A 20,837-nucleotide genomic window follows, 5' to 3' on the forward strand; every position below is an offset into this window, starting at 1 on the left:
GCCTTGGCGCCCCGGCATCTCCCGGCATGGAGATGGCCGGTATCGGTGACGTGATCGTTGGACGAGCGATTTCATGATTCAGGTTTCCCTCCCTTTCACTCGCGAGGAGTACGCCGGCCGACTGTGGAAGGTCCGCGCCGAGATGGCGAGCCGCGGCATCGACGTGCTGATCATCAGCGACCCCTCGAACATGGCCTGGCTGACCGGCTACGACGGCTGGTCCTTCTACGTGCACCAGTGCGTGCTGCTCGGGCTCGAAGGCGAGCCGGTGTGGTACGGCCGGCGCATGGACGCCAACGGGGCGCTGCGCACCTGCTGGATGGACCCCGAGAACCTCACCTACTACCCGGATCACTACGTGCAGAATCCGGACATGCACCCCATGGAGTACCTGGCCCAGTCGATCATGCCCGATCGCGGCTGGCACCAGGGCGTGGTGGGCATGGAGATGGACAACTACTACTTCTCGGCCAAGGCCTATCAGTCGCTGCTGCGCGAGCTGCCCCACGCCCGCTTCATGGACGCCAACGGCCTGGTCAACTGGTGCCGGGCGATCAAGTCGGCCCAGGAGATCGAATACATGCGCATCGCGGCCCGCATCGTCGAGGGCATGCATTCGCGCATCCTCGAGGTGATCGAGCCGGGCCTGCCCAAGAGCAAGCTGGTGTCGGAGATCTACCGGGTCGGCATCGAGGGCTGGAAGGACGAGCATGGCAAGGTCTACGGCGGCGACTATCCGGCCATCGTGCCGATGCTGCCCACCGGCAAGGACGCCGCCGCGCCGCACCTGACCTGGGACGACACGCCGTTCCGCGAGGGCGAGGGCACCTTCTTCGAGATCGCCGGGGTGTTCAAGCGCTACCACGCGCCGATGTCGCGCACCGTGTTCCTCGGCCGGCCGCCGGCGGAGTTCGTGCGCGCCGAGTCGGCGCTGCTCGAGGGCATCGAGCACGGCCTCGAGGTGGCCAAGCCCGGCAATCGCACCGCGGACATCGCCATGGCGCTGGGCGCGGCCATGGACAAGTACGGCTTCGACCGTGGCGGCGCGCGCTGTGGCTATCCCATCGGCATCAGCTATCCGCCGGACTGGGGCGAGCGCACCATGAGCCTGCGCCCCTCCGACGAGACGGTCCTCGAGCCCGGCATGACCTTCCACTTCATGCCCGGCCTGTGGGTCGACGACTGGGGCCTGGAAATCACCGAGAGCATCCTGATCACCGAAAACGGCTGCGAGACGCTGGCCGACTTCCCCCGCCAGCTGTTCGTCAAGTAAGGAGCACCCCATGAGCAAGCGACCGAGCCCCATCGCCGCCACCGTCGACTTCGAGGCCGACGGCGTCCAGCACGGCTTCCTCAAGCTGCCGATCTCCAACGACGAGTCGGCCTGGGGGGCGGTGATGATCCCGATCACCGTGGTCAAGAACGGCGAGGGCCCGACCGCGCTGCTGACCGGCGGCAACCACGGCGACGAGTACGAGGGCATCACCGCGCTGCAGAAGCTCTCGAGCTCGCTCGCCGCCGAGGACGTCAGCGGCCGGGTGATCATCGTGCCGATGATGAACACCCCGGCGGCCCAGGCCGGCAAGCGCACCTCGCCGATGGACGGCGGCAACCTCAACCGCAGCTTTCCCGGCGACCCCGACGGCAGCGTCACCGAGAAGATCGCCGACTACTTCACCCGCATCCTGGTGCCGATGAGCGACGCGGTGCTCGACCTGCACTCCGGCGGCCGCACCCTGGACATCGTGCCCTTCGCCGCCTCCCACGTGCTCGACGATGCCGACCAGCAGCGCCGCGCCCTGGACGGCGCCAAGGCGTTCGGCGCGCCCTACGCCATGATCATGTTCGAGCTCGACGCCGAGGCGCTGTTCGACACCGCCGTGGAGCGCCAGGGCAAGGTGTTCGTGGCCACCGAGCTCGGCGGCGGCGGCACCTCCACGCCGCAGAGCCTGGCCATCACCGAGCGTGGCATCCACAACTTCCTGGTCCACTTCGGGCTGGTCGAGGGCGAGATCGAGGCGCCCGCCGAGCCCCAGGTCTATCTCGACATGCCGGACGCCAGCTGCTACGTGCAGAGTGAGCACACCGGACTGCTCGAGCTGACGGTGGCGCTGGGCGAGACGGTGGAGCACGGCCAGGTGATCGCCCGGGTCTACGACATGACCCGCAGCGGCGCCGCGCCCATCGAGTACCGCGCCGAGCGCGACGGCCTGCTGATGGCGCGCCGCTTCCCGGCCAACGTCAACATGGGCGACACCATCGCGGTGATCGCCGAGGTGGTCGAGTCGCTCGAATGAAGCTCGATCGCTACGATCTCAAGATCCTCGAGATCCTGTCCCGCGAGGGGCGCATCACCAAGTCGAAGCTGGCCGAGGCGATCAACCTCTCGGTCAGCCCCTGCTGGGAGCGGGTGCGGCGGCTGGAGAGGGCCGGCATCATCGAGGGCTACGGGGCGCGGATCGACCCTAACGTGCTGCGGCCGCGCACCCCGGTGTGGGTGCAGATCGAACTCAAGAGCCACAACGCCGAGAGCTTCGCCCGCTTCGAGGCCCTGGTGCGCGACACCCCCGAGGCCGTCGAGTGCGTGGCCGTGGGCGGCGGCGTGGATTACCTGGTCAAGTTCGAGGCCGCCTCCATCGACGCCTATCAGCGCCTGATCGACGCCTGGCTGATGTCCGACGTCGGCATCGAGCGCTATTTCACCTACATCGTCACCAAGCGCGTCAAGCGCCCCGATAGCGGATTCGCCGCCGGTGACTTCGTCCCCGACTGAGGACGACGGCCCGCGGCGCCCCTGCTGCGTTGATTCGCCCCGCCGCGCGTGGCATAAGCTAGAAGGGTGATGGGGTTTCCCCCCACGCCTGGCGATCCCTCCGGCGTAGCACGATGCGTGGCGCCGGCCGCCTGCAGTGATTCGAGATCGCCTGACGCAGAGGGAATGACATGTCCTATTTCACGATTGCCGGTGTCCAGATGCTTGCCCTGCATCACGGTGACAACACCGACGCCATGCGCCATCGCATCGATGTGCTGATGAGCCGCTTTCCCCAGGTGCAGATGGTGCTGTTCAGCGAGCTGATGCCGTTGGGCGCCTCGCCGCATCACGCCGAGCCGATGCCCAGCCACGCCGAGGCGGTGTTCTGCCACCTGGCCGAGAAGCACCGCATCTGGCTGATTCCGGGCTCGATGTTCGAGCAAGCCGGTGATGCCATCTATAACACCCTGTCGGTGATCAATCCCCGCGGTGAAGTCGTGACGCGCTACCGCAAGATGTTCCCGTTCCGCCCCTACGAGGCCGGCGTGGAGAGCGGCGAGGAGTTCGTCGTCTTCGACGTGCCGCAGGTGGGGCGCTTCGGCGTGTCGATCTGCTACGACATGTGGTTCCCCGAGACCACCCGCACCCTGGCGTCGATGGGCGCCGAGGTGATCCTGCATCCGACCATGACCGACACCATCGACCGAGACATCGAGCTGTCGATCGCGCGCACCAATGCCGCGGTCAACCAGTGCTACTTCTTTGACATCAACGGTGCGGGGGCCATCGGCAACGGGCGCTCCATCGTGGTCGGGCCGTCCGGCGACGTCATCCACCAGGCCGGCACCGGCGAGGAGATCATGCCCGTGGAGGTCGATCTGAGCCGGGTGCGCCGCGAGCGCGAAACCGGCCTGCGCGGCCTCGGCCAGCCGCTCAAGAGCTTCCGGGACCGGCGCGTCGACTTCACTCTGTATCGTCACGAGGGTGGCTCCTCACCCTTCCTCGATACCCTGGGGCCACTCGAAAAGCCACAACGAACTAATATTGAGGATTACTGACCGTCTCGCAGGAACAATTCCGGAACTGAGGAGCCCCCATGTTCGCCCGAATCCTCGATGGCCTGCGTCGCCTGTTCCATTCGTCCGCGGCCGCCGGTGATGCCGGCGCCGACCAGCCCGAGCGCTCCGCCCCTGCCGCGGCGGGGCGCGCGGCTTCCGAAGACCCTCAGGGAGCGATCACGATGAGCAGCAAAATAACAAGCATTGCCGATGTCCGTCGCCATTTCCTCAACAACAAGCGACCGATCTATTTCATCTCGGCGACCAACTTCAACCTGCTGGGGATCGGCGACTGGGTCGGTAGCTTTCGCCACATCAACTACATCGACTGCTTCGACCGGCGTCAGCGCAACGTCTTCGTGCCCCGGGAGAAGTTTCCCCGCGACTTCGAGGGCATCGAGGACATCAACAACTACCTCCTCGAGCACAAGGAGGTGATCGACTTCATCCACTCCCGTGCCCAGGGGGATGACGGCGGTATCGCCACCTTCCTGATGTTCGACGAGCACACCGAGGAGATCTGCGACCAGCTGGGGCTCAAGGTCGCCTTCCCGCCGGCGGCGCTGCGCTCGCGCATGGACAACAAGATCGAGACCGTGCGTATCGGCAACAAGGCCGGGGTGCCCAGCGTGCCGAACGTGCTGGCCAAGGTGGGCAGCTACCAGGAGCTGCTGGAGGCCAGCCGCGAGCTCGGCACCGACCTGGTGGTGCAGACCGCCTACGGCGACTCGGGGCATACCACCTTCTTCATCGCCAGCGAGGAGGACTACTACAAGGTCGCCGAGGAGATCGAGGCCGAGCCCGAGGTCAAGATCATGAAGCGCATCAACTGCCGCGGCTCGGCCATCGAGGCCTGTGCCACTCGCAGCGGCACCGTGGTCGGCCCGCTGATGACCGAGCTGGTGGGCTTCAAGTCGCTGACGCCCTACAAGGGCGGCTGGTGCGGCAACGAGATGTTCGCCGGGGCCTTCAGCCAGACGGTGCGTGACAAGGCCCGGGAGTACACCTTCAAGTTCGGCGAGGCGCTGCGCGAGGAGGGGTACCGGGGCTACTTCGAGCTCGACTTCCTGATCGACATGGACGGCGGCGATGTCTATCTCGGTGAGCTCAACCCGCGGGTCACCGGGGCCAGCTCGCTGACCAACGTGGCGGCCTTCGCCCATTCCGACATCCCGCTGTTCCTGTTCCACCTGTTGGAGTTCTCGGACCTGGACTTCGAGCTCGATATCGCCGAGATCAATGATCGCTGGTCCCATCCCGAGAGCATCGACAGCTGGAGCCAGCTGGTCATCAAGCACACCGAGGAGAGCGTCGACCTGCTGACCGCCGCGCCGGCCTCGGGCGTGTGGAGGATGGGGGAGGACGGCCGCATCGCCTACGACCACTACGATTCGCACCCTCATGCCGCCGAGAGCGAGTGCGAGGCCTTCTTCCTGCGCATCAGCGGCGAGGGCGATTTCCGCTACGAGGGGGCCGACCTGGGGATTCTGATCACCCGCGGTCGACTGATGGACGACGATTTCCAGCTCACCGAGCGGGCCAAGGCGTGGATCGAGGGCATTCGCGGCGAGTTCTCCGGCCAGCCCCTTCAGGATCCGGTGGTGGAGGAGGTCGCCGTCAGCCATGCCATCGGCGGCGGCAACTTCAAGATCCTATGAGCGGGAGACACCACGCGGGCCCGCCGCCGGGCGGGTTGGGGGGCGGGCCGGACAAGATGCTGGACTTTCGCACCGTGCGGGAGGCGTCCCCGGGGGCCAAGTGGCGGTCGCTGTTCGACTACCACTGGCCGGCCTACGAGCAGTGGTACCTGAGCGAGGGCGAGCGTGAGCGGCCGGCCTACCTGGCCTGCTACAACGCCTTGCGCCGCCACATGCCCGAGCTGGTGGACACCTATCGGACCCTGTGCGAGCTGGCCGGCGGGGGCGATCTCAGCGCTCGCTTGCTGAGCCTGTACCGGCCGCCGGCCTATATCACCGGCTGCTCCCAGGCGGTGCTGGCTCGGCCGTCGGCGACGGTGCTGGCCCGCAACTACGATTACCCGCCGGAGCTGTGTGAGGGCACCATCCTCTACAGCCACTGGAACCAGCGCCGGGTGATCGCCATGTCGGATTGCCTGTGGGGGGTGCTCGACGGCATGAACGACGCCGGGCTGACGGTCTCCCTGGCCTTCGGCGGCCGCAAGGCGGTGGGCGATGGCTTCGGCGCGCCGATCATCCTGCGTTACGTGCTCGAGACCTGTGACGACGTGCCCCAGGCCGCCGAGGTGCTGAGGCGGGTGCCGACGCACATGGCCTACAACATCACCGTCGCCGACCGCAGCGGCCGCTACGTGACGGCGATGATCGCTCCCGATCGCCGCGCCAGCATCCGTCGCGTGCCGGTGGCCACCAACCACCAGAAGAAGATCGAGTGGTACGCCCATGCCCTGGCCTCGGAGACCCTGATCCGCGAGCGCCAGCTGTCGATCCTGGTGGACGACGAGGACACCAGCGAGGCACGCCTCATCTCCGCCTTCGCCTCGCCGCCGCTGTTTCGTCATGACTACGGCCGCGGCCTGGGTACGATCTATACCGCCGTCTATCGCCCGACCGAGGGTCGGGTGGGCTTCCGCTGGCCGGGGCTCGCCCTGGAGCTGGGCTTCGACGACTTTCCTGAGGAACGCATCACCGTGCGCTACGGGGCGCGGGGGCTCTATACGGGCTGAGAGGGTGCAGAACAACAAGAGCCACAAGGGGACCGCCATGCACGAGAGCAGCCATACCGAAACGTCCTACACCGCGCTGGGGTTCTATCACAAGATTTCCCAACTGCGTGCCGATACCTGGAACGCGCTCAAGCGCGACCTCGGCCAGCTGGTGCGCCTCCAGGGCGAGGCTGGCGAGCGCCAGCTGGTCAAGGCGATCGACGTCAAGCTGACTCGCCTGGAGATCATCGAGGACTACCACGCCTTCCCCTCCAAGGAGGATTTCCGGCACATCTGGGCGCTGTTCGACCGCGAGGAATACGTGCTGCTCGAGAAGGTGGTCAAGCGCCTGGTGCGGGCGCTGATCAGCGAGTCCTACCGGCGTCGCCACGTCGACCTCAGCGAGACCGATGCCGATGCCGAGGATCTGGAAACCCTGGACGCCCTCAACCAGCTGCGCCGCGGCCACCCGGCCTCCAACAGCTCGGCTCAGCCCTACTTCGAGCTGCTGATCGTCGACAACTGCTCGCCCCAGGAAGAGGAGGTGGTGCGGGAGGCCTTCCACAACCTGCGCCGGCCCGAGGACCGCTTCGTCTATGACGTGGTCACCGCCCGCAGCTTCGAGGATGCCCTGATCGCGGTGCTGGTCAATCCCAACATCCAGGCCTGCCTGATCCGCTTCGACTTTCCCTTCAAGTCGAAGTACAACCTCAGCGCCCTGCGCGGCTATCTCGAGGGGTTGTCCGAGCAGTCGATAGAGACGCATTCCGAGGCGGAGCGCAGCATCCTGCTCAGCTCGATGATCCAGGAGCTGCGTCCGGAGGTGGACCAGTTCCTGGTCAGCAGCGGCGACGTGGAGAGCACCGCCAGCAGCGACATCCGCTACTTCAAGCGGATCTTCTACCGCGAGACCGACTACATCGAGCAGCACCACACCATCCTGCGGGCGATCGACGAGCGCTATCGCACGCCCTTCTTCGATGCGCTGCGCGAGTACAGCAAAAAGCCCACCGGCGTGTTCCATGCCATGCCCATCTCGCGCGGCAAGTCGGTGACCCGCTCGCACTGGGCGGGGCACATGATCGACTTCTACGGCATCAACATCTTCCTCGCCGAGACCTCGGCGACCTCGGGCGGCCTGGACTCGCTGCTGCAGCCCTTCGGGCCGATCAAGAAGGCCCAGGAATACGCCGCCCGAGCCTTTGGCGCCCGCCAGAGCTTCTTCGTGACCAACGGCACCTCGACCGCCAACAAGATCGTGGTCCAGGCGCTGATCAAGCCTCGGGACATCGTGCTGGTCGACCGCGACTGTCACAAGTCGCACCACTACGGCATGGTGCTGGCCGGGGCCCACGTCAGCTATCTGGATTCCTATCCCCTCAACGACTACTCGATGTACGGCGCGGTGCCGCTGCACGAGATCAAGAAGACCCTGCTTGCCTATCGTCGCGCCGGCGAGCTCGATCGGGTGAAGATGCTGCTGCTGACCAACTGCACCTTCGACGGCGTGGTCTACAACGTGCGCCGGGTGATGGAGGAGTGCCTGGCGATCAAGCCGGACCTGGTGTTCCTGTGGGACGAGGCCTGGTTCGCCTTCGCTTCCTTCAACCCGACCTACCGGCCGCGCACCGCCATGCACGCGGCGCGCACGCTGCGCGACCGTTACCGCAGCGAGGCCTATCGCGAGGAGTACGCGGCCTGGAAGGCCGAGTTCGACGCCCTCGACCCCGACGACGACGCCACCTGGCTCGAGCGTCCGCTGCTGCCGGACCCCGACCTCGTGCGCATTCGCACCTACGCCACCCACTCCACCCACAAGACCCTGACCTCACTGCGTCAGGGCTCGATGATTCACGTCTACGATCAGGACTATCGTCAGCGCGTCGAGGCGCCTTTCCACGAGGCCTACATGACCCACACCTCGACGTCGCCCAACTACCAGATCCTGGCCTCGCTGGACGTGGGGCGCATGCAGGCCGAGATGGAGGGCTTCGAGCTGGTGCACGCCCAGGTCGAGGCGGCACTGTCACTGCGCGAGCAGCTGTATAATCATCCGCTGTTGCAGAAGTATTTCCGGGTGCTCAAGAACGCCGATATGGTGCCCGCGGAGTATCGGCAGTCCGGCGTCGAGTCCTACTACGACCCGGTGACCGGCTGGAATCAGATGGAGGAGGCCTGGGCGCGAGACGAGTTCGTGGTCGACCCCTCCCGGGTGACCATCGGCATCGGCGCGACCGGGGTCGACGGCGACGCCTTCAAGAACGAATACCTGATGAACAAGTACGGCATCCAGATCAACAAGACGTCGCGCAACACCGTGCTGTTCATGACCAACATCGGCACCACCCGCGGCTCCATCGCCTATCTGCTCGACGTGCTGATCAAGCTGGCCAAGGAGTTCGAGAACCGCTGGGAGGACAGCAGCCGTCCCGAACGCAAGATCATCGAGCAGCGGGTCCACTCGCTGACCCGGGAGCTGCCGCCGCTGCCCGATTTCAGCCGCTTCCACGACGCCTTCCGGCGCGGCCCCGAGACCCCCGAGGGAGACATCCGCAGCGCCTACTTCCTGAGCTACGACGAGGAGAACACCGAGTACCTGCGCTTCGACAACGGCGAGCTGCAGGCCCAGGCGCGCCAGGGGCGCGACGTGGTCTCGGCCAGCTTCGTGATTCCCTACCCGCCGGGCTTTCCGGTGCTGGTGCCGGGGCAGGTGGTCAGCGAGGAGATCCTGCACTTCCTGCAGGCCCTGGACGTCAAGGAGATCCACGGCTATCGCCCCGAGCTCGGCCTGCTGGTGTTCACCGAGGCCGCCCTGGCAGCGCCGCCGGCCTACTGAGGGCGGGACGAAAAAAATCGCAACTCTTTGGCGCCGGAACGAAAAAACGTCACGTCTCCGGCGCCCGACTTCAAAAACTCCCGCCCGCCTTCCTGCCTTACCCTGACTCCATCGCGCGGCAACCGCCGCGGAGCCATGTCATCGCCGATACGATCCTGCATCGGCGTTTCAGGGGAGGTGCTTATGACGCTGTCCAACATGCTCGACGACCCGCGCCTGTTCCGGCAGTACGCCTATGTCGACGGCAAGTGGACCCACGGCGACGAGGGCCGCGAGGACGCGGTCGTCGACCCGGCCACCGGCGAGGTGCTGGGCCATATTCCGCTGCTCGAGGCGGCGCAGATCGGCGCCGCCGTGGACGCCGCCGAGGCGGCCTTCGTGCACTGGCGGGCGCTGCGCGCCGACGAGCGCTGCGAGCGTCTGCTGGCCTGGTACGACCTGCTGCAGGCCCATCGCGAGGACCTGGCGCTGATCATGACCCGCGAGCAGGGCAAGCCGCTGCCGGACGCCCGCGGCGAGGTCGAGTACGGCGCCAGCTTCGTGCGCTGGTTCGCCGAGGAGGGCAAGCGCACCTTCGGCGAGACCATCCCCAGCCACATCCCCAACGCCGCGCTCGGCACGCTCAAGGAGCCGGTGGGCATCGCCGCGCTGATCACGCCCTGGAACTTCCCGCTGGCGATGATCACCCGCAAGGCCGCCGCCGCCATGGCCGCCGGCTGCCCGGTGATCGTCAAGCCGGCCCACGAGACGCCGTTCTCGGCGCTGGCGCTGGCCGAGCTGGCCGAGCGCGCCGGCATTCCGGCCGGCATCTTCAACGTGGTGCTGGGCGATGCCGCCCAGGTCTCGAAGCTGCTGTGCGATGAGGATCGTATCAAGGCGCTGTCGTTCACCGGCTCCACCCGGGTCGGCCGGCTGCTGATCGAGCAGTGCGCCCATACCGTCAAGCGGGTGTCGCTGGAGCTCGGCGGCAATGCGCCCTTCATCGTCGGCCCGGACATGGACCCCAAGGAAGCGGCCTTCGCCGCCGTGGCGGCCAAGTTCCAGACCGCCGGCCAGGACTGCCTGGCGGCCAACCGCATCCTGGTGCACGAGTCGATCCACGACGCCTTCGTCGAGCAGTTCGCCGAGCGCATGGCGGCGCTGACCGTGGGCAACGGCCTGGACGGCGAGGTCGACCTGGGGCCGCTGATCCACCGCCAGGCGGTGGAGAAGGCCGCGGCCATCGTCGACGACGCCGTCTCCCGCGGCGCCACCCTGGTGGCCGGCGACCAGAACCGGGCGCCGGGCGAGAACTTCTTCATGCCGACCCTGCTGACCGGGGTGACGCCGCAGATGAAGGTCTGGCGCGAGGAGAACTTCGCCCCGGTGGCGGGCATCACCGCCTACCGCGACGACGACGAGGTCATCGAGATGGCCAACGACACCGAGTACGGCCTGGCCGCCTACGTCTACACCCACGACATCCGGCGCATCTGGAAGCTGCTGCGGGCGCTGGAGTACGGCATGGTCTCGGTCAACTCGGTGAAGATGACCGGCCCGCCGGTGCCCTTCGGCGGCGTCAAGCAGTCCGGCCTGGGCCGCGAGGGCGGCGTGACCGGCATCGACGAGTATCTGGAGACGAAGTACTACTGTCTCGGCGCCCTGGGCTCGGTATCAGGGAGCTAGCTGCGCTCGGCCATACGGCGTTGGATCCTGTCTCGGGCGCGAGTCCGATCGAACATGCTCATTTACGGAACGTAAACTCCGCTGTTCTCTCCAGGGTCCGCCTTGTCTGGCCGTCGCTCGCAGAGCTCTCTTGTTTTGAGGCAGAAGTTTTTTCAGCAAGCTGTGCCCGAGCGGCGCGGGTTTAGGAAGAGGATCGGCGGTGGCCGGTCCGCGCATGACGAACGACGAACCTCCTCCCCGACGGCGTCGGGGAGTCCTACTGGAGACACGCATGACCACCCATCAGGACCTGATCGACCGCGACCGCAAGGTGACCTTCCACGCCTCCACCCACCTGCGCGACTTCGCCCACGGCGACGCGCCGGGCCGCGTGATCACCGGTGGCAAGGGCATCAACATCGTCGACAAGGACGGCCGCGAGTTCATCGACGGCTTCGCCGGCCTGTACTGCGTCAACATCGGCTATGGCCGCACCGAGGTGGCCGAGGCCATCTACCAGCAGGCCCTCGAGATGTCCTACTACCACACCTATGTGGGGCACTCGAACGAGCCGCAGATCGCCCTGTCCGAGAAGATCCTCGAGCTGGCCGGCCCCGGCATGTCCAAGGTCTACTACGGCATGTCCGGCAGTGATGCCAACGAGACCCAGCTCAAGATCGTGCGCTACTACAACAACGTGCTCGGTCGTCCGCAGAAGAAGAAGGTCATCTCGCGCATGCGCGGCTATCACGGCTCCGGCATCGCCACCGGCTCGCTGACCGGCCTCAAGGCCTTCCACGACCAGTTCGACCTGCCGATGGACGGCATCCTGCACACCGAGGCGCCGTACTACTACCACCGCGCCGCCGAGCAGGAGGGCATGACCGAGCGCGAGTTCTCCAGGCACTGCGCCGCCAGGCTCGAGGAGATGATCCTGGCCGAGGGCCCGGACACCGTGGCCGCCTTCATCGGCGAGCCGGTGCTCGGCACCGGCGGCATCGTGCCGCCGCCGGAAGGCTACTGGGACGCGATCCAGGCCGTGCTCGACAAGTACGACGTGCTGCTGATCGCCGACGAGGTGGTGTGCGGCTTCGGGCGCATCGGCGCCGACTTCGGCAGCCACCACTACGGCATCAAGCCGGACCTGATGACCACCGCCAAGGGCCTGACCAGCGCCTACCAGCCGCTCTCCGCCGTGATCGTCGGCGACCGCGTGTGGCGGGTGCTCGAGCAGGGCACCGGCGAATACGGCCCGATCGGCCACGGCTGGACCTACTCCGGCCACGCCCTGGGCTGTGCCGCCGGCCTGGCCAACCTGGCGATCATCGAGCGCGAAGGCCTGACCGCCAACGCCGCCGAGACCGGCGCCTACCTGCAGGAGCGCATGGCCGCGACCTTCGGCGACCACCCGATCGTGGGCCAGGCGCGTGGCGTCGGCATGCTGGCCTCGCTGGAGTTCTCCGCCGACCCGGAGAAGCGCGCCCACTTCGATCCGTCGCTCAAGGTCGCGCCGCGCATCGCCGCCGCCGCCCTCGAGGAGAACCTGATCGCCCGCGCCATGCCGCAGGGTGACATCCTCGGCTTCGCCCCGCCGCTGGTCGCCACCCGCGACGAGGTCGACGAGATCATCGCCCGCACCGAGCGCGCGGTGAACAAGGTCACCGACGAGCTGACCCGCGAAGGCGTGCTGCAGACCGCCTGATCGCCCCCCGCCTCCAGGAACGCCGCGGCCCCGCCCGCGGCGTTCCTGGTTCCGGGCGCCGCACCGGCCCCTCTTCCCCTTGTGTCGGGCGCGATGCTGCCCCAGTCTTGGGGAGGTTTTTCTGATGGAGGAAGACGCCCATGACGACGCTACTGGCCTTCGATGTCTATGGCACTCTGATCGATACCCACGGCATAGTGACCGAGCTGGAGCAGCAGCTGGCCACCCCCGAGCAGGCGACGGAGTTCTCGCGCCGCTGGCGCGACAAGCAGCTCGAGTACAGCTTCCGGCGTGGCCTGATGGGGACCTACGTGGACTTCGCCCGCTGCACCCGGGAGGCACTCGAGTACACCGACCGGGCGCTGCAGACCCGGCTGTCCGAGGCCGACAAGGACCATTTGATGAGCCGCTACGCTCAGCTGCCGGCCTTCCCCGATGCCGCGCCGGCATTGGCGCGGCTGGCCGAGGCCGGGATCAGCTGCGTGGCCTTCTCCAACGGCAGCCAGGAGGCCGTGACCCGGCTGCTCTCCGCGGCGGGGCTGCGCGATCGTTTCGAGGAGATCGTCAGCGTCGACGAGGTGAAGCGCTTCAAGCCCGATCCGTCGGTCTACTTCCACCTTCGCCAGAGCCTCGAGGCCGAGCCGGACGATACCTGGCTGGTCTCCAGCAACGCCTTCGACGTGATCGGCGCGCGTCATGCGGGCCTGCACGCGGCCTGGGTGAGGCGCAGCCCGGAGGCCCCCTTCGACCCCTGGGGCATCGAGCCCGACTTCACCGTGGCCGGCCTCGATGCGCTGGCCGATCGGCTGACCTGAGCCGGCCTCATCCCGGGCAGTCGGGCGGCGTGGGCGAGGCGGAGAGGCCGAGGTGGGTGAACCAGGCCGTGGCATCGACGCCGGCGTTGTCACCGTCGCTCATCAGGGCGAGGCCGTCGATGCTGGCCGGGCGGCTGCCGAACAGGCGCCGGTAGTCCGCGCCGACGTCGCGCACCTCCGCCACCCACTCGCCGACTCGCGCGTCGCCGCTGCGCAGCGCCAGCAGCCGGGCGCGATTGGTGAAGGCGTTGGGCCAGGCGCTGTCGGCCGGCTGGGTCGAGGCCCAGACGTAGTTCACCGACTCCACCTGCCAGGGCAGCAGCCCCGTCTTGCGGGCCACGTAGACCCGGGCCGGGTAGTCGTCGCCGTCCTGGCGCGTCTCGTCGAGCCCCGGGTGGGTCTCCGAGACGCGCCAGCACCAGTGCAGATAGGGCGTCGCCTCGAGGTCGATCTCGCGCTCCAGGTACTTGGCCGAGGCCTGCCCCCGGGCGCGGGCCCGAAGCGCCCGGGTGCCCGCCAGGTCGACGACCCGGTACTCGGTCTCGCCGGCGAAGGCCCGGGTCGGCCAGTCGTGAATCGCCTCCGGCGAGAAGTGCAGGTCGTCGGCCGCTCCGGCGAGGCCTGCCCCGGCCAGCAGCGGTCCGGCGAGCAGCGCGGCGAGCCGCCGACGGCCCGTCGGGCGACCCGGGCATGTCTGGGGGGAAACGCGTGGCGATCGAATCGTCATGGGGGCACTCCAGGGATCGGGGAACCGGGCTCGGTCGAGGACGCAAGGCCATCCTTACAGCGTCGTCGGCCGACGGCCGCGTCGGGGCCCCGCCTATCCGTCGTCGGCGGCCCCGATCGGTCGCCCCGGCGGGCGGACTTGCCAGGGCCGCCGGGGTTGGCCACGCTGTGCGGGCCATCAACGAGAAGGAACAGACATCATGAGCAGAGCAGTGATCGGGGCGGCCCTGGGCCTGCTGCTGGCCGCGGCGCCGGTCGTGCAGGCGGAGACCCACGGCGTCATGCATCTCGAATCGGACGATGCGTTCGAGCGCGTCGACCAGCGGCTGCGCGCGGCGATCGAGGAGAAGGGGCTGACCCTGATGACCGTGGTCGACCATGCGGCCAATGCGCAGCGCGTGGATCTCGCGCTGCCGCCGACCCGCACCTTCGTGTTCGGCAACCCGGCGGCGGGCACGCCCATGATGCAGTGCCAGGGCAGCATGGCGCTGGACCTGCCGCAGAAGATGGTGGTGAGGGAGACCGACGAGGGCGTGCGCCTGGAGTGGAACTCGCCCCACTACCTGGCCGAGCGTCACGGCCTGGAGGGCTGTGAGCTGCCCCTGGAGAAGATCGACGGCGTGCTCGAGGGCCTGGCCGGGGCCGCCGCGGGCCGCTGACTCAAGCCGGCGGTTCGTCGCTGTCCTCGGGGCCGAAGCGCCGGCCGGCCTCGTGCAGCAGCGTGAACTGCCGGTTGCACTCCCGGCAGGCGCCGCACATGGCGAGGTGCAGCCGCAGCGAGAGCCGCTCCTGGAAGCTGAGGGGGCGGTCCTGGCGCAGCGACATCAGGCGGGTCGCTTCTTTGCACATCATCATGAGGCATCTCCCTCGAGCCAGCCCTGCTCGATGCAGGCGCGCAGTTTCAGCCGGGCGCGATGCAGCATGACCCAGCAGTTGTTCTCCTTGATCTCGAGCTCCCGGCAGATCTCCTCGGTGGAGAGCCCCATCAGCTCGCGCAGGGAGAAGATCCGTGCGGCGCTGTCGGGCAGGGCGATCATGCAGGCGTCGAAGACGCGCCAGAAGTGCTCGCTCTCGAAGGCGGCCTCGGGCTCGCCCCAGCTCTGGGGCCTGGCATCCGGCCGCCAGTGGCCGCTCTGCTGGAACTGGCGGTCGATCGCCTCCTCGTCGTTTTCGTCCGCCAGCGGCTGCCACTGCCCGTGGCGTTTCTGGGCGCGCATGGCGTCGAGGATCTTGTACTTGAGGATGCCGAAGACCCAGGTCTCGTAGCCCGAGCGCCCGGCGAAGCTGTCGTTCTTCTCGATGGCGGACATCATGGCCTCCTGTACGGCATCCTCTGCCCGGCTTCGATCCCGCAGATGCATGAGGGCGAAGGAGACCAGTCGCGGCCTCACTGCCGTGAGCCGCTCCATTCGGTGTGCCTTGTCGTCCATTACTCGGTCGCCATCCCCATCGCTTGTCGTCGTGATGGGGAACGAGTCTATCAGCAGGGTTTTGCCGTCGTGTAGTGAGACTCCGTTTAAACCATCGTGGATGGTCTTGGGTCGTGTCGTGCCGACCTTCCTTACAGGGCGGGACGCGAGTCGCGGCGCCCCCGATGGCGAGGCGCGAGGAAGTCGACGCCGAGCGCCTCGCCCAGCCGGGCCAGCCGGGGGAGATCCTCGGGGCGGTCGACGTCCCAGAGCCGGGCCGGGCAGGCGAGGCGCCAGCCCATCGCCATGGCGCGCTCGCGGGTCTGGGCCATGACCCGGTCCGTGCCCCAGTCGATGCCCTGGAACAGGCCGGGCTCGGCGCGTCGGGCGCCGACCAGCGCGTAGCCACCGTCCTCGACCGGCACGCAGACGCCGTCGGCCTCGATCAGCGCCGCCGCGCAGCGTCGCAGCAGCGCCGGGGTCAGCGCCGGGCAGTCGCTGCCGATCACGAGCCCCGGTGCGCCCATGGCCGCGAGGGCGTGGTGCATGCGCGCGCCGAGGTCGCCCTCGGGCTGGGCGCGCAGCGCGATGCCGTGGCGCTCGGCCAGTTCGCGGAACAGCGGGTGGTCGTGCTCGAGCGCCGTCCACAGGGTGATGCGCGAAGGCTCGCTTGCCGCCAGGGCGGTGGCGACGGCGTGGCGCAGCAGCCGCACGTGGAGCCGGCTGGCGCCCTCGGCGCCGAGCGCCGGGATCAGCCGGGTCTTGGCGCGCCCGGGGATCGGGGCCTTGGCGAGTATCGCCAGGGAGGCGTCGCGGGGGTCAGCGCACATGGCGATAGGCCCTGGCCAGGTCGTCGGGGGAGGCACCGCGCCAGTAGCGCCAGCGCAGCCGCCACATCAGCAGGATGGTGCGCCAGGCGCCGCCCCGCTCCCAGCGCCGGCCCGAGGTCGTCACCCGCGCGCGCAGGCAGGCCGGCCTCGAGACCCGCTTGAGTCGTCGCGACATCTCGATGTCCTCCATCAGCGGCTGATCGGGGAAGCCGCCCGCGGCGTCGAAGGCCGCTCGGGTCATGAACAGGCCCTGGTCACCGGTGGCGATGCCGGTCCAGCGCGAGCGGCGGTTCATGGCGAAGGCGATCACGGGCAGCAGCGGATGGTGCCCGGCCAGCCGCACGTCGAAGCGCCCCCAGGCGTGCCCCTCGGCCAGCGCCGCGGCGATCGCGGCCTCGGCCCCCGGCGGCAGATCGGTGTCGGCATGCAGGAACAGCAGCGCTCGGCCCCGGGCCTCGGCGGCGCCGGCATTCATCTGCCGGGCGCGACCGGGCGCGCTCTCGATCACCCGCGTGGCCAGCGGTCGCGCCCGGGCCGGCGTCTCGTCGCGGCTGCCGCCGTCGACCACCAGGAGCTCCACGCCGGCCGCCTTCATCGCCTGCAGGCGGGTCAGGGTCGCCTCGATGATGGCGGCCTCGTTCAGCGTCGGCAGCACGATGCTCAGCCGGGGCGGGGGCGACATCGCGGTGCTCCAGAGGGATCGGCCGGGCATCGCCTCACCGGCCCGCGGGCGAGAGCTCGATCACCCGCCCGCCGGCGGCCTCGGCGTCCTCGCGGTCGTGGGTGACCAGCAGGCTCGGCAGGCCGGCCTCGCGCAGGTGCTCGAAGACCAGCCGGCGCATCGCCTGGCGCAGGTGGGTGTCGAGCTTCGAGAAGGGCTCGTCGAGCAGCACCGCGCTGGGGGCCGAGAGCAGCAGGCGCATCAGCGCCACCCGCGCCTTCTGGCCGCCGGAGAGCGTGGCAGGGTCGCGCTCGCCGAACCCGGCCAGCCCGACGTGCGCGAGCGCCTGCTCGACCCGGGCGGCCTTGTCGGCGCCGGTGCCGGCGAGGCCGAAGCGCAGGTTGCCGGCCACCGAGAGGTGGGGGAAGAGCAGCGGGTCCTGGAACAGCAGGCCGATGCCGCGGCGTTCGGCGGGCAGGGGCGTGAGGTCGCGGCCGTCCAGCAGGATGCGGCCCGAGGCCGCGAACTCGGGCGCCAGGAAGCCGGCCAGGCAGGCCAGCAGGGTCGACTTGCCCGAGCCGGAGGGGCCCATGACGGTAAGTACCTCGCCCGGGCCGATCTCGGCGTCGAGGGCGACCAGGGGCGTGTCGCCCAGGCGGATGTGGAGGTCGCGAAGTGCGAGTCGATGGGGCGTGGTCATGGGGCTCCCTGCATGCCGCGGCGATGGGACCATAGCAGTTTCGGCAGGCCGATGGCGATCGCGAAGCCCACCAGCGGCAGGCCCGCCTGGACCAGCGCCCAGACCCCGATCACCCGGCGGTTGCCGCCGGCGGCCAGCGACACCGCCTCGGTGGTGACGGTGCTCACCCGGCCCGCGCCGAGCAGCTGGGTGGGGAGGTACTGGCCGATGCTCACGGCCAGGCCCACCGCGCAGGCGGTGAGCAGCGGGGCCAGCAGCATCGGCAGCCGGACCCGCCAGAAGACCGCGTTGGGCGAGGCGCCGAGGGTCAGGGCGAGCCGGGTCCAGCGGGGGTCGATCCGCCGGTAGGCCTCCGAGAGCGACAGGAAGACGTAGGGCAGCACGAACAGCAGGTGGCCGAAGACGATCAGGCCGTGGGACGGCCGGGTACCGAGCTGTTCCATCACCACCACCAGCCCGAACAGGAAGGCGATCTGCGGCACGATCAGCGGCAGGTAGAGCAGCCACAGCGCCTTCGAGGCGGTGCGCCCGGTGCGCTGCTCGTTCTCGAGTGCCGCCAGCACCAGCACCGCGGCGAGCAGGGTGGCGCCCAGCGCGATCAGCGCCGTCGAGGCGAGGGGCTCGCCGAGGGCGGGCAGCGCCTGGGCCCAGTGATCCAGCGTCATGGTGCGGGGCAGGGCGTCGGGGAAGCGCCAGAACCCGGCCACCGAGGTGATCGCCAGGCCGCCGACGCCGGCGAAGGCGATCCCGGTGGCGAACAGGATCGGCAGCTTGCCGGCGTGGCGCAGGCCGGCCTCGCCCCGGTCGCGCCCGCCGCGGGTGATCCAGGCCGTCATCAGCCTCGCCATGAGCCGCTCCAGCCCCCACCAGGCAAAGAGCGCCGAGGCGGTGACGCCGAGCTGCAGGATCGCGCCGGCCGAGGCCAGGAAGCGCTGGTCGAGGTCGGGGTCGCTGAACCAGGTGAGGATCGACACGGCCAGCGTCGGCGGCAGGGTCGGGCCGAGGATCATCGCCACGTCCACCACCGAGGAGGCGTAGGCGATCACCGCGAACACCGGCAGGCGGATCAGCGGATAGAGCGCCGGCGCCACCACCTTGAGCCAGGCGATGGCGGGCCGGTAGCCCAGCGAGCGGGCCATGGCCACCCGGCGCTCGGCATCGAGCTGGGGCAGCGCGGCCAGGCTCATCAGCAGCAGGAAGGGCACCTCCTTGATGACGAGTCCCGCGATCAGCGAGAGCCCCCAGGGGTCCTGCACGATCAGCAGGTCCGGCGGCTGCTCCCAGCCGGTCAGCGCCGGCGAGGCCAGCCGCGCGAGCAGCCCCGTGGGGGCGATCAGGAAGGCCAGCCCGAAGGCCGCGGCGGCGTGAGGAATGGAGAGCAGCGGCGAGACCAGCCGCCGGATCCAGCGATCGAGCCGGCTGCCGCTCGCCGCGGCCAGGTAGAGCAGCACCACGGCCAGCGACAGGGCGGTGGCGACGAGGCCGCCGGCGAAGCTGATGGCGACCGAGCGGCCGATGCCCGGCTGGGCGGCCAGCGCCCGCCAGGGCGCCAGCGAGAGGCTCTCGCCGCCGAGCGCCGGCAGGTAGCCGAAGGCCGGCAGCAGGGCCATGGCGAGGCCCGCCAGGATCGGCGCGACCAGCAGGGTGACGATCAGTGCGGGGGCGAGGCGCAGCATCATGGGGTCGGCCCCGCGTCGCCCGCACCGCAGGGGGTAGCGCTCGTTCTCATCGGCCGACGTAGCGCGCCTGCCAGGCGTCCTGCAGTGACGTCATCCAGCTGGGGTGCGGCTCGGGCAGGGTGCGCGCGAGGGCGCCCGCCGGCAGCATCGCCGGGTTCTCCGCGTCCAGCGCGAACCGCGCCTGGTCCTCCGCCGGCAGCCGGGCGACGTCGAGCACGGTGCGGTCGCCCCAGACGTCGAGGTCCTGCTTGGTCGCCTGGGCCTCCGGGGACAGCAGGTAGTCGGCGATGACCATGGCGCCGGCCTGGTGGGGCGAGTTGTAGGGGATGGCGACGAAGTGCACGTTGCCGAGGGTGCCGCTGTCGGGCACGTAGCTGCGCGTGCTCGGGGGCAGTTCGTAGTCGGCCACCGCCGCGGCCGGCTCCGAGGGGGTGAAGGTGAAGGCCAGCGAGAGCGCGCCGTCGCCCATCAGGCGGCGCATCTCGGGGCCGCTGGCGGGGAACTGGCGGCCGCCGCGCCACAGGTGCGGGTGCAGGGCATCCAGGTAGTCCCACAGCGGGGCGGTGACGGCGGCGAAGTCGCTCTCCTCGACCGGCGCGTAGAGCGCCTCGTCCCGGTCGGTGAGCTCGATCAGCGCCTGCTTGAGGAAGGTGCTGCCGGTGAAGTCGGGAATGCGCGGGTAGGTGAAGCGCCCCGGATTGGCCTCGGCCCAGGCGAGCAGTTCTTCGATGTCCTGGGGGAGCGCGTCATGGGCGTCGCCATTTCCGCGCAAGGCGTCGCCGTCATAGTAGTAGGTGATCTGCGCCCGGCCCCAGGGAGACTCGTAGCCCTCGGTGGGCAGGGTGAAGTCGGTCACCACCTCGGGGTTGTCCGCCGGGCGGGTCAGGGCGAAGTTCGGCAGCGCGCGGGCGAAGGGGCCGAACAGCAGGTCGCTCTCCTTCATGGCGGCGAAGTTCTCGCCGTTGAGCCAGATCAGGTCGACGTTGCCGGCGGTGTCGTTGCCGGCCTGCTTCTCCGCCAGCACCCGGGAGACCGCCTCGGCGGTGTTGCCGACCTTGACGTGCTCGAGGTCGATGTCGAAGCGCGCATCGACGCGCTCGGCCACCCAGTCGATGTAGTCGTTGGTGCGCTGGTCGCCGGCCCAGGCGTACCAGTAGACCGTCTGGCCGCGGGCCTCCTCGAGCACGGCCGGCCAGTCGGCCGGGTCGGGGGCGGCCATGAGCCCCGTGCTGGTCAGCAGGGCGGGCAGCAGGGCGGCCAGCCGGAGAGAGGGTGCGCGCATCGTGGATCCTCTTGGTGAAGGTGAAGGTGAAGGTGAAGGTGAAGGTGAAGGTGAAGG

The 20,837-nt window shown here is 69.1% G+C and carries 19 protein-coding genes; 11 read left to right on the top strand and 8 right to left on the bottom strand.

Annotated elements, in window-relative coordinates:
- Positions 1 to 73 precede the first annotated feature (73 nt).
- The 10 genes from doeA (at position 74) to FIU88_RS03405 (ending at position 13,493) form a co-directional block, all read left to right on the top strand.
- A complete protein-coding gene (doeA, locus tag FIU88_RS03360) occupies positions 74 to 1,273 on the top strand; it encodes an ectoine hydrolase DoeA (protein WP_016855708.1) in 1,200 nt (399 codons plus the stop codon).
- 10 nt (positions 1,274 to 1,283) lie between these two features.
- Positions 1,284 to 2,297: a N(2)-acetyl-L-2,4-diaminobutanoate deacetylase DoeB gene (gene doeB, locus FIU88_RS03365; protein WP_152478189.1), complete on the top strand. Its 1,014-nt coding sequence runs from the start codon at positions 1,284 to 1,286 to the stop codon at positions 2,295 to 2,297.
- Positions 2,294 to 2,773, top strand: coding sequence for an Lrp/AsnC family transcriptional regulator (locus tag FIU88_RS03370; RefSeq protein WP_040478371.1), 480 nt, complete (start codon positions 2,294 to 2,296; stop codon positions 2,771 to 2,773). The genes doeB and FIU88_RS03370 overlap by 4 nt, the downstream gene beginning before the upstream one ends.
- 170 nt (positions 2,774 to 2,943) lie before the next feature.
- Positions 2,944 to 3,813: a carbon-nitrogen hydrolase family protein gene (locus FIU88_RS03375; protein ID WP_152478190.1), complete on the top strand. Its 870-nt coding sequence runs from the start codon at positions 2,944 to 2,946 to the stop codon at positions 3,811 to 3,813.
- Positions 3,814 to 3,851: 38 nt separating this feature from the next.
- Positions 3,852 to 5,471, top strand: a complete 1,620-nt coding sequence (locus FIU88_RS03380; RefSeq protein ID WP_152478191.1) for a biotin carboxylase — start codon at positions 3,852 to 3,854, stop codon at positions 5,469 to 5,471.
- 56 nt (positions 5,472 to 5,527) lie between these two features.
- Positions 5,528 to 6,517, top strand: coding sequence for a C45 family autoproteolytic acyltransferase/hydolase (locus tag FIU88_RS03385; protein ID WP_152478192.1), 990 nt, complete (start codon positions 5,528 to 5,530; stop codon positions 6,515 to 6,517).
- Positions 6,518 to 6,554: 37 nt separating this feature from the next.
- Complete coding sequence (locus tag FIU88_RS03390; protein ID WP_152478193.1) at positions 6,555 to 9,332, top strand: aminotransferase class I/II-fold pyridoxal phosphate-dependent enzyme; 2,778 nt, start codon at positions 6,555 to 6,557, stop codon at positions 9,330 to 9,332.
- A 183-nt stretch (positions 9,333 to 9,515) separates the two neighbouring features.
- Complete coding sequence (locus tag FIU88_RS03395; protein ID WP_016855715.1) at positions 9,516 to 10,997, top strand: NAD-dependent succinate-semialdehyde dehydrogenase; 1,482 nt, start codon at positions 9,516 to 9,518, stop codon at positions 10,995 to 10,997.
- A gap of 271 nt (positions 10,998 to 11,268) precedes the next feature.
- Entirely contained in the window at positions 11,269 to 12,678 is a 1,410-nt protein-coding gene (locus FIU88_RS03400) for an aminotransferase (RefSeq protein ID WP_152478194.1), read from the top strand.
- Positions 12,679 to 12,818: 140 nt separating this feature from the next.
- A complete protein-coding gene (locus FIU88_RS03405; protein WP_152478195.1) occupies positions 12,819 to 13,493 on the top strand; it encodes a haloacid dehalogenase type II in 675 nt (224 codons plus the stop codon).
- A gap of 7 nt (positions 13,494 to 13,500) precedes the next feature.
- On the opposite strand, the gene FIU88_RS03410 is transcribed toward FIU88_RS03405, so the two are convergent.
- Positions 13,501 to 14,220 carry a DUF3047 domain-containing protein gene (locus FIU88_RS03410; protein WP_152478196.1) on the bottom strand — a complete coding sequence of 240 codons (720 nt, stop codon included), beginning with the start codon at positions 14,218 to 14,220 and terminating at the stop codon, positions 13,501 to 13,503.
- A gap of 199 nt (positions 14,221 to 14,419) precedes the next feature.
- Here FIU88_RS03410 and FIU88_RS03415 point away from each other — a divergent pair, with 199 nt between their 5' ends.
- Positions 14,420 to 14,878: a DUF302 domain-containing protein gene (locus FIU88_RS03415; RefSeq protein WP_253742699.1), complete on the top strand. Its 459-nt coding sequence runs from the start codon at positions 14,420 to 14,422 to the stop codon at positions 14,876 to 14,878.
- 1 nt (position 14,879) lies between these two features.
- Here FIU88_RS03415 and FIU88_RS03420 read toward each other — a convergent pair whose 3' ends face one another.
- The 7 genes from FIU88_RS03420 to FIU88_RS03450 all read right to left on the bottom strand — a co-directional run bounded on the left by FIU88_RS03420 (position 14,880) and on the right by FIU88_RS03450 (position 20,780).
- On the bottom strand, positions 14,880 to 15,074 hold the full coding sequence (locus tag FIU88_RS03420; RefSeq protein WP_016855720.1) for a zf-HC2 domain-containing protein: 195 nt from the start codon (positions 15,072 to 15,074) through the stop codon (positions 14,880 to 14,882).
- The gene (locus FIU88_RS03425; protein WP_026068524.1) at positions 15,071 to 15,649 is read right to left on the bottom strand and encodes a sigma-70 family RNA polymerase sigma factor; all 579 of its coding nucleotides are present in this window, start codon (positions 15,647 to 15,649) and stop codon (positions 15,071 to 15,073) included. Before FIU88_RS03425 ends, FIU88_RS03420 begins: the two co-directional genes overlap by 4 nt.
- A gap of 131 nt (positions 15,650 to 15,780) precedes the next feature.
- Positions 15,781 to 16,458, bottom strand: a complete 678-nt coding sequence (locus tag FIU88_RS03430; RefSeq protein WP_152478197.1) for a TIGR04282 family arsenosugar biosynthesis glycosyltransferase — start codon at positions 16,456 to 16,458, stop codon at positions 15,781 to 15,783.
- On the bottom strand, positions 16,448 to 17,140 hold the full coding sequence (locus FIU88_RS03435) for a TIGR04283 family arsenosugar biosynthesis glycosyltransferase (RefSeq protein ID WP_172977650.1): 693 nt from the start codon (positions 17,138 to 17,140) through the stop codon (positions 16,448 to 16,450). Before FIU88_RS03435 ends, FIU88_RS03430 begins: the two co-directional genes overlap by 11 nt.
- Before the next feature lie 34 nt (positions 17,141 to 17,174).
- On the bottom strand, positions 17,175 to 17,819 hold the full coding sequence (locus FIU88_RS03440) for an ATP-binding cassette domain-containing protein (RefSeq protein WP_172977651.1): 645 nt from the start codon (positions 17,817 to 17,819) through the stop codon (positions 17,175 to 17,177).
- On the bottom strand, positions 17,816 to 19,495 hold the full coding sequence (locus tag FIU88_RS03445) for an ABC transporter permease (RefSeq protein WP_152480112.1): 1,680 nt from the start codon (positions 19,493 to 19,495) through the stop codon (positions 17,816 to 17,818). Before FIU88_RS03445 ends, FIU88_RS03440 begins: the two co-directional genes overlap by 4 nt.
- Positions 19,496 to 19,544: 49 nt before the next feature.
- The gene (locus FIU88_RS03450; RefSeq protein WP_152478200.1) at positions 19,545 to 20,780 is read right to left on the bottom strand and encodes an ABC transporter substrate-binding protein; all 1,236 of its coding nucleotides are present in this window, start codon (positions 20,778 to 20,780) and stop codon (positions 19,545 to 19,547) included.
- Positions 20,781 to 20,837: the final 57 nt, after the last annotated feature.

Source organism: Halomonas sp. THAF12 (genome assembly GCF_009363675.1).
Classification (GTDB): Bacteria; Pseudomonadota; Gammaproteobacteria; order Pseudomonadales; family Halomonadaceae; genus Halomonas; species Halomonas smyrnensis.

What these genes read in the sequence shown, in the direction of transcription:
- doeA (WP_016855708.1), top strand. Translation starts at nt 74, where the DNA reads ATGATTCAGGTTTCCCTCCCTTTCACTCGCGAGGAGTACGCCGGCCGA.
- doeB (WP_152478189.1), top strand. Translation starts at nt 1,284, where the DNA reads ATGAGCAAGCGACCGAGCCCCATCGCCGCCACCGTCGACTTCGAGGCC.
- FIU88_RS03370 (WP_040478371.1), top strand. Translation starts at nt 2,294, where the DNA reads ATGAAGCTCGATCGCTACGATCTCAAGATCCTCGAGATCCTGTCCCGC.
- FIU88_RS03375 (WP_152478190.1), top strand. Translation starts at nt 2,944, where the DNA reads ATGTCCTATTTCACGATTGCCGGTGTCCAGATGCTTGCCCTGCATCAC.
- FIU88_RS03380 (WP_152478191.1), top strand. Translation starts at nt 3,852, where the DNA reads ATGTTCGCCCGAATCCTCGATGGCCTGCGTCGCCTGTTCCATTCGTCC.
- FIU88_RS03385 (WP_152478192.1), top strand. Translation starts at nt 5,528, where the DNA reads ATGCTGGACTTTCGCACCGTGCGGGAGGCGTCCCCGGGGGCCAAGTGG.
- FIU88_RS03390 (WP_152478193.1), top strand. Translation starts at nt 6,555, where the DNA reads ATGCACGAGAGCAGCCATACCGAAACGTCCTACACCGCGCTGGGGTTC.
- FIU88_RS03395 (WP_016855715.1), top strand. Translation starts at nt 9,516, where the DNA reads ATGACGCTGTCCAACATGCTCGACGACCCGCGCCTGTTCCGGCAGTAC.
- FIU88_RS03400 (WP_152478194.1), top strand. Translation starts at nt 11,269, where the DNA reads ATGACCACCCATCAGGACCTGATCGACCGCGACCGCAAGGTGACCTTC.
- FIU88_RS03405 (WP_152478195.1), top strand. Translation starts at nt 12,819, where the DNA reads ATGACGACGCTACTGGCCTTCGATGTCTATGGCACTCTGATCGATACC.
- FIU88_RS03410 (WP_152478196.1), bottom strand. Translation starts at nt 14,220, where the DNA reads ATGACGATTCGATCGCCACGCGTTTCCCCCCAGACATGCCCGGGTCGC.
- FIU88_RS03415 (WP_253742699.1), top strand. Translation starts at nt 14,420, where the DNA reads ATGAGCAGAGCAGTGATCGGGGCGGCCCTGGGCCTGCTGCTGGCCGCG.
- FIU88_RS03420 (WP_016855720.1), bottom strand. Translation starts at nt 15,074, where the DNA reads ATGATGATGTGCAAAGAAGCGACCCGCCTGATGTCGCTGCGCCAGGAC.
- FIU88_RS03425 (WP_026068524.1), bottom strand. Translation starts at nt 15,649, where the DNA reads ATGGACGACAAGGCACACCGAATGGAGCGGCTCACGGCAGTGAGGCCG.
- FIU88_RS03430 (WP_152478197.1), bottom strand. Translation starts at nt 16,458, where the DNA reads ATGTGCGCTGACCCCCGCGACGCCTCCCTGGCGATACTCGCCAAGGCC.
- FIU88_RS03435 (WP_172977650.1), bottom strand. Translation starts at nt 17,140, where the DNA reads ATGTCGCCCCCGCCCCGGCTGAGCATCGTGCTGCCGACGCTGAACGAG.
- FIU88_RS03440 (WP_172977651.1), bottom strand. Translation starts at nt 17,819, where the DNA reads ATGACCACGCCCCATCGACTCGCACTTCGCGACCTCCACATCCGCCTG.
- FIU88_RS03445 (WP_152480112.1), bottom strand. Translation starts at nt 19,495, where the DNA reads ATGCTGCGCCTCGCCCCCGCACTGATCGTCACCCTGCTGGTCGCGCCG.
- FIU88_RS03450 (WP_152478200.1), bottom strand. Translation starts at nt 20,780, where the DNA reads ATGCGCGCACCCTCTCTCCGGCTGGCCGCCCTGCTGCCCGCCCTGCTG.